Source organism: Immundisolibacter sp. (assembly GCF_041601295.1).
GTDB lineage: Bacteria > Pseudomonadota > Gammaproteobacteria > Immundisolibacterales > Immundisolibacteraceae > Immundisolibacter.
This window is the reverse complement of the sequence record NZ_JBFIII010000109.1, coordinates 1-8225: the sequence shown is the minus strand read 5'-3', so window position 1 is coordinate 8225 and position 8225 is coordinate 1. Positions and strand designations below refer to the sequence as shown.

The 8225-nt window shown below is 67.0% G+C and carries 11 protein-coding genes; 1 reads left to right on the top strand and 10 read right to left on the bottom strand.

From position 1 onward, the window contains the following. The 10 genes from ABZF37_RS12440 to ccmA form a co-directional block, all read right to left on the bottom strand. A partial coding sequence (locus ABZF37_RS12440) for a type II toxin-antitoxin system RelE/ParE family toxin (protein ID WP_372720375.1) occupies positions 1 to 236 on the bottom strand: 236 nt, incomplete at its 3' end. Further along, positions 233 to 457, bottom strand: a complete 225-nt coding sequence (locus ABZF37_RS12435; RefSeq protein WP_372720373.1) for an addiction module protein — start codon at positions 455 to 457, stop codon at positions 233 to 235. The genes ABZF37_RS12440 and ABZF37_RS12435, both read right to left, overlap by 4 nt. A gap of 489 nt (positions 458 to 946) precedes the next feature. Continuing rightward, the gene (locus ABZF37_RS12430; RefSeq protein WP_372720377.1) at positions 947 to 2128 is read right to left on the bottom strand and encodes an alanine--glyoxylate aminotransferase family protein; all 1182 of its coding nucleotides are present in this window, start codon (positions 2126 to 2128) and stop codon (positions 947 to 949) included. 38 nt (positions 2129 to 2166) lie between these two features. After that, a complete protein-coding gene (locus ABZF37_RS12425) occupies positions 2167 to 3057 on the bottom strand; it encodes a carbon-nitrogen hydrolase (RefSeq protein ID WP_372720372.1) in 891 nt (296 codons plus the stop codon). Beyond that, the gene (locus ABZF37_RS12420) at positions 3054 to 4094 is read right to left on the bottom strand and encodes an agmatine/peptidylarginine deiminase (RefSeq protein ID WP_372720370.1); all 1041 of its coding nucleotides are present in this window, start codon (positions 4092 to 4094) and stop codon (positions 3054 to 3056) included. Before ABZF37_RS12420 ends, ABZF37_RS12425 begins: the two co-directional genes overlap by 4 nt. Next, positions 4091 to 4537 (bottom strand): cytochrome c maturation protein CcmE, encoded by a 447-nt coding sequence (ccmE, locus tag ABZF37_RS12415; RefSeq protein ID WP_372720368.1) that lies wholly within the window; start codon positions 4535 to 4537, stop codon positions 4091 to 4093. The genes ABZF37_RS12420 and ccmE overlap by 4 nt, the downstream gene beginning before the upstream one ends. Then, positions 4534 to 4683, bottom strand: coding sequence for a heme exporter protein CcmD (gene ccmD, locus ABZF37_RS12410; RefSeq protein ID WP_372720366.1), 150 nt, complete (start codon positions 4681 to 4683; stop codon positions 4534 to 4536). Before ccmD ends, ccmE begins: the two co-directional genes overlap by 4 nt. Beyond that, complete coding sequence (locus ABZF37_RS12405; protein WP_372720364.1) at positions 4680 to 5417, bottom strand: heme ABC transporter permease; 738 nt, start codon at positions 5415 to 5417, stop codon at positions 4680 to 4682. Before ABZF37_RS12405 ends, ccmD begins: the two co-directional genes overlap by 4 nt. A 79-nt stretch (positions 5418 to 5496) precedes the next feature. Then, positions 5497 to 6156 (bottom strand): heme exporter protein CcmB, encoded by a 660-nt coding sequence (gene ccmB, locus ABZF37_RS12400; protein WP_372720362.1) that lies wholly within the window; start codon positions 6154 to 6156, stop codon positions 5497 to 5499. Positions 6157 to 6159: 3 nt separating this feature from the next. Then, positions 6160 to 6765: a cytochrome c biogenesis heme-transporting ATPase CcmA gene (ccmA, locus tag ABZF37_RS12395; RefSeq protein WP_372720360.1), complete on the bottom strand. Its 606-nt coding sequence runs from the start codon at positions 6763 to 6765 to the stop codon at positions 6160 to 6162. 163 nt (positions 6766 to 6928) lie between these two features. Between ccmA and ABZF37_RS12390 the strand changes: the two genes are divergently transcribed. Then, the coding region (locus ABZF37_RS12390; protein ID WP_372720358.1) for a heme lyase CcmF/NrfE family subunit at positions 6929 to 8225 on the top strand (1297 nt) is incomplete at its 3' end.

The following is an 8225-nucleotide window of genomic DNA, read 5'->3' as shown; positions in this document are numbered from 1 at the left end:
TGCGGACCAGCAGAGTCTTCTCGGTAGACCAACGAGTACGGGAACCGCTTGATCGGATACGTGCGAAGCCCTTCGTCGGCTGAGGTGCCGAGATATTGGCTGGCGACCAGTAAGGCAAGGACACGCTCAAACTCAACGACAAAGGCAGCCGCGATAGCTTTGCTCGCATGCTCCGCGTAATAGACGGCAGCGTCGCCAAGTTCAGCCTCGGCTTCCGGGTGCAGCCAGTAGCTCACGCAATCCGTGCGCGGACGCGAGCTACCGCTTCGGGGCCGGGCACCAGAGCAACCTTGCCGGACTTGACCTCCCCTTCACGCAGGAGGGACAGCGCAATCCACGCATCTCGTACCCGGGATTCAGGCTCAAAGCTTTCGATCAGACGCTCAAGCAGCCGCGCCCTCTCCTCAGGTGGCAAACCTAGTATTTCAGCCTCAAGCTCATGAACGGGGATGGACATATCACCTCCAAGCGGGAATGCCAGCCGTAAGGATGCCACAGTGCGCGGCCCGCTTCCGCGCGCCAACCAGCGCTACGGATTTACGAGGCGTGGCGTGAACTAGCCGCGATCTGGTATCTACCTAGGGAGACGCTGAAGTATTCAGTGTTTCCCGCAGCGCAGGGATGCGCTGCCAAAATCTGTGGCTGTAAGCCACTGATTTTGTGAGCCATCGGAAAGCCACGTTTTTCCGATGGCGGGCGCTGAGAAATCCAGGATGGATTTATTCAGCGCTTCCCTAGTTGACGGGTCGGCGCATAATCTGGCCCTGCATCAGCCGGTGCCTGGTTTATGGCAACCGAAGTCGGCTCGCATAGCGAACGCCCTTTGCCTTCTGCTGCGACAGCATGGCGTTTGTCTTCGGCAAGAGTGGGTCGACGCCGACAGCGGCGAACAAGGCTCGTGCTGTCTAGGTTGGGCCTGATCAGCGTGGGTCCGTCGACCGTCCCCTTAACCGCGATAAACCGCCTGCGCCGCAGCCAGCGCCTTGCCGACATCGACCGTCCGGCCCTGCGCGGCGAGTGCCCCGCCGAGGGCGGTCAGGCACAACACCACATGGCGGCGGCTGGCGGACTGGCCCATGAGACCGATGCGCCAGGCCTTGCCGGCGAGATCGCCGAGGCCGGCGCCGATTTCAAGGCCAAAGTCGGCCAGCAAGACCTGGCGCGCGGCGGCATCGTCCACGCCGTCCGGAATGCCGACCATGTTCAGTTGCGGCAGGCGTTCGCCGTCCGCGCCCAGCAGCGGCAGGCCCATCGCCTCCAGCCCGGCGCGCAGCGCCTGATGGTGCAGGGCATGGCGCGCCCAGGCGGCCTCCAAACCTTCCTCGTGCAGCATCAGCAGCGCTTCGTGCAGACCGTACAGGGCGTTGATGGGCGCGGTGTGGTGGTAGCTGCGGCGGGCGGCGCCGGACCAGTAGCCGAGCACCAGGTTCAGGTCCAGGAACCAGCTTTGTACCGGCGTGCTGCGGGCGCGGATTTTGTCGAGCGCACGCTCGTTGAAGCTGACCGGCGCCAGCCCCGGCGGGCAGGACAGGCACTTCTGGGTGCCGCTGTAGATGGCGTCGATGCCCCAGGCATCCACCTCAAGCGGCACTCCACCCAGCGCCGTGACGGCATCGACAATAGCCAGGCAGTTGTGGCGGTGTGCCAGGTCCACCAGCGTTTTGGCATCCGACAGGGCGCCGGTGGAAGTCTCGGCCATCACGAAGGCGACCAGTTTTGCCTGCGGGTTGGCCTTGAGTGCGTCTTCCAGGCGCTGCGGGTCAACCGCCCGCGTCCACGGGTCGTCCACCATCACGGCAATGCCGCCGGTGCGCTCGACGTTTTCCTTCATGCGTCCGCCAAACACGCCGTTGCGGCACACGATCACCGTGTCGCCGGGCTCCACCAGGTTCACGAAACAGGCCTCCATGCCCACCGAGCCGGGCGCCGAAATCGGAAACGTGACCTCGTTTTCGGTGCGAAAGGCTTGCCGCAGCAGCGCTTTGATGTCGTCCATCAGGCCGACGAAGGCCGGATCGAGATGCCCGATGGTGGGCCGTGCCAACGCCGCCAGCACGCGGGGGTGAACGTCCGACGGGCCCGGCCCCATCAATGTGCGTATGGGTGGATGAAAACTTGCCATGGCAATACTCCTGCTGGGTCTTGGTGGGCGGTCGCGGCGACGGTTCAGTCCCGAACCCGGCGGCTTAGGTCCTGGTAGGCATCGATGCGCCGGTCGCGCAGGAATGGCCACATGCGCCGCACCTGTTCGGCGTGTGTCAGATCAAGCGTGACGCTGAGCACCGCCGGGCCGTCGCCGGGCGCCTGGGCCAGTATTTCGCCCTGCGGGCCGGCGATGAAGCTGTTGCCCCAGAACGCGCTGCCGGCGGGCGGGCCGCCCGGCATGCGCTCGACCCCGACGCGGTTACAGGTCAGCAGCGGCAGGCCGTTGGCGATGGCGTGCGAACGCTGGACGGTGATCCAGGCCTCGCGTTGCCGCGCCTGTTCGTCGGGGGGGTCAGTCGGATCCCAACCAATGGCGGTGGGGTACAGCAGCAGGTCGGCGCCGGCCAGCGCCATCAGGCGCGCCGCCTCCGGGTACCACTGGTCCCAGCACACCAGCACTCCCAGGCGGCCGAGCGAGGTGTCGATGGGCGCGAACGGGCCGTCGCCGGGAGTGAAGTAGAACTTCTCGAAATAGCCAGGATCGTCCGGAATGTGCATCTTGCGATAGCGGCCGGCCAGCGTGCCGTCGCGTTCCAGCACCACAGCGGTGTTGTGATACACGCCGGCCAGGCGTCGCTCGAACAGCGAGCCGACGATAACGACGTCCAGCTCCAGGGCCAACGCACCGAGCCGCTCGCTGCCGGGGCCGGGGATGGGCTCGGCCAGATCGCACAGGGCCGGGTCTTCCACCTGACAGAAGTAAACGGACTGGTGCAGTTCCTGCAGCAGTATCAGTTGCGCACCGGCCGCGGCGGCTTGTCGCACGCCCGCCGCGCTGGTCGCGAAATTGGCTTGCGCATCGGTGCCGCAGGCGTGCTGCACGCAGGCGACGGTAAGCGTGCGGGCGCTCATGGCGCGGCTGGAATCTGCATGCTGGCGCAGTGCAGGCTGCCGTTCTGGCCGACGATGGCGCGCGCCGGCACCGGCACCACGGTACGGCCCGCAAAGCAGCCTGCCAGACGATCCAGGGCCAGTGCGTCGTGGGGGTCGTCGTAAGTCGGCACCAGCACGGCGCCGTTGATGATGAGGAAGTTGGCGTAGTTGGCAGGCAGGCGACGGCCGTCGTCGTCATGCAGCGGCGCCGGTACCGGCAGCGGCACCAGCTGATAGGGGCGGCCATCCGCCTGGCGTAGGGCCTTTAGCTGTTCTTCCAGGCCATCCAGCGCTGCGTGCTGTTCGCGGTCGGCTGGATCGGCGCAGGTGTAGGCCAGGGTGTGCGCATCGCAGAACCGGGCCAGAGTGTCGATGTGGCCGTCGGTGTCGTCGCCCAGCACGTCGCCGCGAGCCACCCACAGCAGGCGTTGCACGCCCAGCAGCGTGGGCAGGGCTGCCAGCAGCGCCTGCGCGGCGGCCGGGTCGTTGCGCGTTTCGCTCATCAGGCAGGGCCGGGTGGCGAGCAGGGTGCCTTCGCCGTCGACTTCGAGGTTGCCGCCTTCCAGCACCCACGGCAGGGATTCGATCTCGATATCGCCCAGCGCGTCCTGGTCGGCCAGCGTGCGGGTCACGGCATCGTCGAGCTCGGCGCGGTACTTGTCGCCCCAGCCGTTGAAGCCAAAGTCGAGCGCCACCCGTTGCCTGCCGCGCAGCACGGTCAGTGGACCGTGATCGCGTACCCAGACGTCGTTGGAGGGCGCAATCGCCAGCGTCAGGCGCGCCGGTGGGGCGTCGGCATGGGCCAGGCGATCGGCGACATGGCGACGGTGGTCTTCGTCGTGGCAGGCGACGATCAGCGGCTCGCGCTGGGCGATGGCGGCGGCAAAGCCGACGAATTCCGTCTCCGTCGTGTGCAGGGTGTCAGCCCAGTCCGAGTGGGCGTGTGGCCAGGTCAGCAGTACGGCGGCCTGCGGTGCCCATTCGGGTGGCAGCACACCCGGCGCGAACGCCGTCACGGTTTTGGCCCCGGATGGGCGGCGCCGGATTTTTTCAGCGCCTGGGCAACCTCCGGCGGCATGTAGTTCTCGTCGTGCTTGGCCAGGATGGTCTTGGCCTGGAACTGACCGTCGGGGCCGAGCCGGCCCTCGGCGACCACGCCCTGGCCTTCGCGGAACAGGTCCGGCAGCGACCCGACATAGTGCACGCGCATTTCCGTGCTCAGGTCCGTGACGGTGAAGCGCAGCTCCAGCGGGGCTGGGCCTTTCTGTATTGAACCGGCGGTCACCAGCCCACCCATGCGAAAGGTGCCATTGGCCGGTGCCTTGCCGGCGGCGACCTCGGTCGGGCTGAAAAAGAACACCAGGTTGTCGCGAAATGCATTCATCACCAGCAGCACGGCGGCCACCAGCGCAACCACGGCCAGCGAGATGAAGGTCAGGCGTTTGTGACGGGTTTTCATGTTTGGTTGCGGTTCTGACGGGCGCGCAGCAAGCGGCGGTGACGACGCCACGGCAGCCAGGCGTTCAGACCCAGCACCAGTGCAGCCAGCGCGTAGCACGGCCACACATAAACCGCATAGCCGCCCATGGCCAGGAATTCGCTCATGGTGCGTCCAGCTCCGTCAGCCAGCGCGCCTGCTGTTCGCGCTCCAGGATTTCGCAGCGCAGGCGCTGCAGCAGTACCGCCACGAAGTACACCATGAAGCCGCCGATCATCAGCAGCAGCGGTGTCAGCATGGCCGGATGGATGGCTGGCCCGTCCATGCGGGTCAGCGAGGCCGGCTGGTGCAGCGTGTTCCACCACTCGACCGAGAAATGAATGATCGGGATATTGACCACGCCGACCAGGGCCAGCAGGGCAGTGGCCCGGCCGGCGCGCTGCGGCTCGTCGATGGCGCCGCGCAGCGCGATCAGACCCAGATACAGGAACAGCAGCACCAGCTCGGACGTCAAACGCGCATCCCAGGCCCACCAGGTGCCCCACATCGGCTTGCCCCACAGCGAGCCGGTGACCAGCGTGAGCAGCGTGAACGACGCACCCAGCGGCGCGCAGCACTTGGCCAGCATGTCGGCCAGCTTCATGCGCCAGACCAGGAACACGAACGCGCCGCCGGCCATGACCATATAAGTGAACATCGACAGCCAGGCGGCCGGGACGTGGATGAACATGATGCGGTAGCTGTCGCCCTGCTGGTAATCGGCCGGCGCCACCGCCAGGCCCCACCAGGCACCGAGCCCGAGCAGGCCGGCTGCCAGCCATCCCAGCCACGGCAGCAAGCGCCCGGCGAATGGGTAGAAGAACTTGGGTACCGCCAGGCGATCGAGGGTGGGGCCGAACATAGCTTAAAACCGGTAAGAGGCCGGCACCGCGGTGGGCGTTCGGCGACGGTGGCGGCAGGCGGGTGAGGTTTTCACAGGCTCAGTCCAGTGAGATGCGCAGGGCGGCGGCCGTGGCCCAGGGCGCGAATACCAGCGCCAGGGCCAGCATGGCGGCCAGCAGCGACAGGTTGGCGCCGGGGCCGAAGCCTTGCGCCGCTGCCTGCACCGCGCCGCTGCCAAAGATCAGTACCGGCACGTAAAGGGGCAATACCAGCAGGCCGAGCAGGGCGCCACCGCCGCGCAAGCCGAGCGTCAACGCGGCGCTGATGGCACCCAGCAGGTACAGCACGGGCGTACCCAGAAGCAGGCCCGCCAGCAGGATGCCAAGTTCGCCGAAGTTTAACCCGAAGCCCAGCGCCAGCAGCGGCGCGGCCAGCGCCAGCGGCAGGCCGCAGGTGAGCCACTGAGCCAGGACCTTGATGGCCACCAGCAGGGTCAGTGGCGCCGGGCTGAGCAACAGTTGTTCGAGCGCGCCGGATTGTTGGTCGGCGGCGAACAGGCGTGGCAAGCCCAGCAAGGTCGCCAGTACCGCGGCGATCCACACCACGCCCGGCCCGATGGCGTGCAGCAGTTGAGGTTCAGCACCCACGCCGAGCGGAAACAGGCTGCCGACGATGACGAAGAACGACAGCGGCAACAAGGTGTCGCCCGGCCGGCGCCAGGCGAGCAGCAGTTCGCGGCGAAATACCTGTCCGATCATGCCTCAGCCGCCCAGGTCCAGGTGCCGTAATACGCCCTCCAGGCCCGGCAGTTCCTGATGCGTGGTCAGTACGGCAAGACCGCCTTCGGCCAGGTGCTGGGCCAGTAGATGAGCGGTCAGTTCCACGCCCTGACGGTCAAGGCCGGTCAGTGGCTCGTCCAGAATCCACAGCGGTGCGGATTGCAGCAGCAACCGGCCCAGCCCCAGGCGGCGTCGTTGGCCCTGCGAGAGCAGACGCGCCGGTTGGTCGGCCAGCGGGCTCAGGCCGACCTGTGCCAGGATGGCCGCTACGTCGGGGTCGGTTACCGGGTGACCGGCGAGGCGCAGGTTCTCGGCCGCCGTCAGGTCCCCGAACTGGCCTTCCTGATGACCGAGAAACGCCAGCCGCGCGCGGTAGTCGTCGCCCAGGTCACGGATTGGCGTGCCGTCCCAACACACCGCGCCGCGGGCCGGCTCGGTCAGCCCGCAGATCACCCGCAGCAGCGTGGTCTTGCCAGCGCCATTGGGGCCGGCCACGCGCAGGCCTTCGCCAGCGTGCAGCAGCAGGTTAAGGCCGCGGAACAGCAGGCTGTTCGAGCGTACCGCGGCCAAGTCGCGCAGTTCGAGCATTCAGACCACTGGGACCGGTTGTTTACTGGGGCGGGAGGGTGCTCAATTGGCGTGGTCAGGTGGCGGCATTACACTGCGCGCCATTGCAGGCGAGCCCTGACACGCACTGTGCTCACATTGTCGCATTGTCTTTCCCGCCGTCGCGGCGGGATGTGGATACTCCTTGATTACGCCCAGCCACCAACTGATCGAGATCGGACACTTCGCTGTCATGCTGGCGTTGCCGGTGGCGCTGTTGCAGATGCTGGCGCCGATGCTGGCACGCGCCCTGCGCCGACCACGGCTGGCCAGCATCGCCGTGCGCGGCGCCTGGTTGCAGCTGCTGCTGGCGCTGGTTGGCTGGACGGCGCTGACGCATGCCTTCGTGACCGACAACTTCTCGGTCTGGTATGTGGCGCAGAACTCCAACAGCGCCCTGCCACTGATCTACAAGATCAGCGCCGTGTGGGGCGGGCACGAGGGTTCGCTGTACCTGTGGTACGTGGTCATGGTGTCGTGGACGGCCGCGCTGGCCTGGCACGGCCGGCGGGCGTTCCCCGACCGCCTGGCGGTGGCCTTGGCCGTGCAAGGGGCGCTGAGCGTGGGTTTCCTCGGGTTGATTCTGTTCTTGTCCAACCCGTTCGCGCGCTTGCTGCCGGTGCCCGGCAACGGGCGCGACCTGAACCCGCTGCTGCAGGACCCGGGCATGGCCATCCACCCGCCGATGCTCTACATGGGTTACGTGGGTTTTTCGATCCCGTTCGCGCTGGTGCTGACGGCGCTGCTCACCCGCTGGCCGGCCGAGGACTGGCTGCCGGTGGTGCGCCGCTGGGCGCTGGCGGCGTTTGGTTTTCTGACCCTCGGCATTGTGCTGGGGGGTGCCTGGGCTTATTACGAGCTGGGCTGGGGCGGCTACTGGGCCTGGGATCCGGTCGAGAACGCCTCGTTCATGCCCTGGCTTACCGGCGCGGCGCTGGTGCACTCGCTGATGGTGCAGGAGCAGCGGCGCATCCTGCACAGCTGGAATCTGTTTCTGGCCATCCTGACTTTTTCGCTGTCGCTGCTCGGGACGTTCCTGGTGCGTTCGGGCGTGCTGTCGTCGGTGCATGCGTTTGCCGTCGATCCGGGACGTGGCGCTTACATTCTGGCCTTCCTGGCGCTGGTGGTCGGCGGTGCATTCAGCATCTTTTTGTGGCGCGGCGGGGAGGCGCAGGCCAGCCCGCGGCCGAGCGCCTGGCTGTCGCGCGAGACCATGCTGCTGGCCAACAACGTGCTGTTTACCGTGGCCGGCGCCTGCGTGTTTCTGGGCACTTTGTACCCACTGTTTCTGGACGTGACGGCGGAGCAGAAAATCACCGTCGCCGCGCCGTATTTCAACTCCGTGGTGGTGCCGCAGTTGTTGCTGCTGGTGTTGCTGATGGGCATCGCGCCGAGCCTGCCGTGGCGGCGTGCCCAGCCGCGCCATCTGCTGCGGCGTTTTA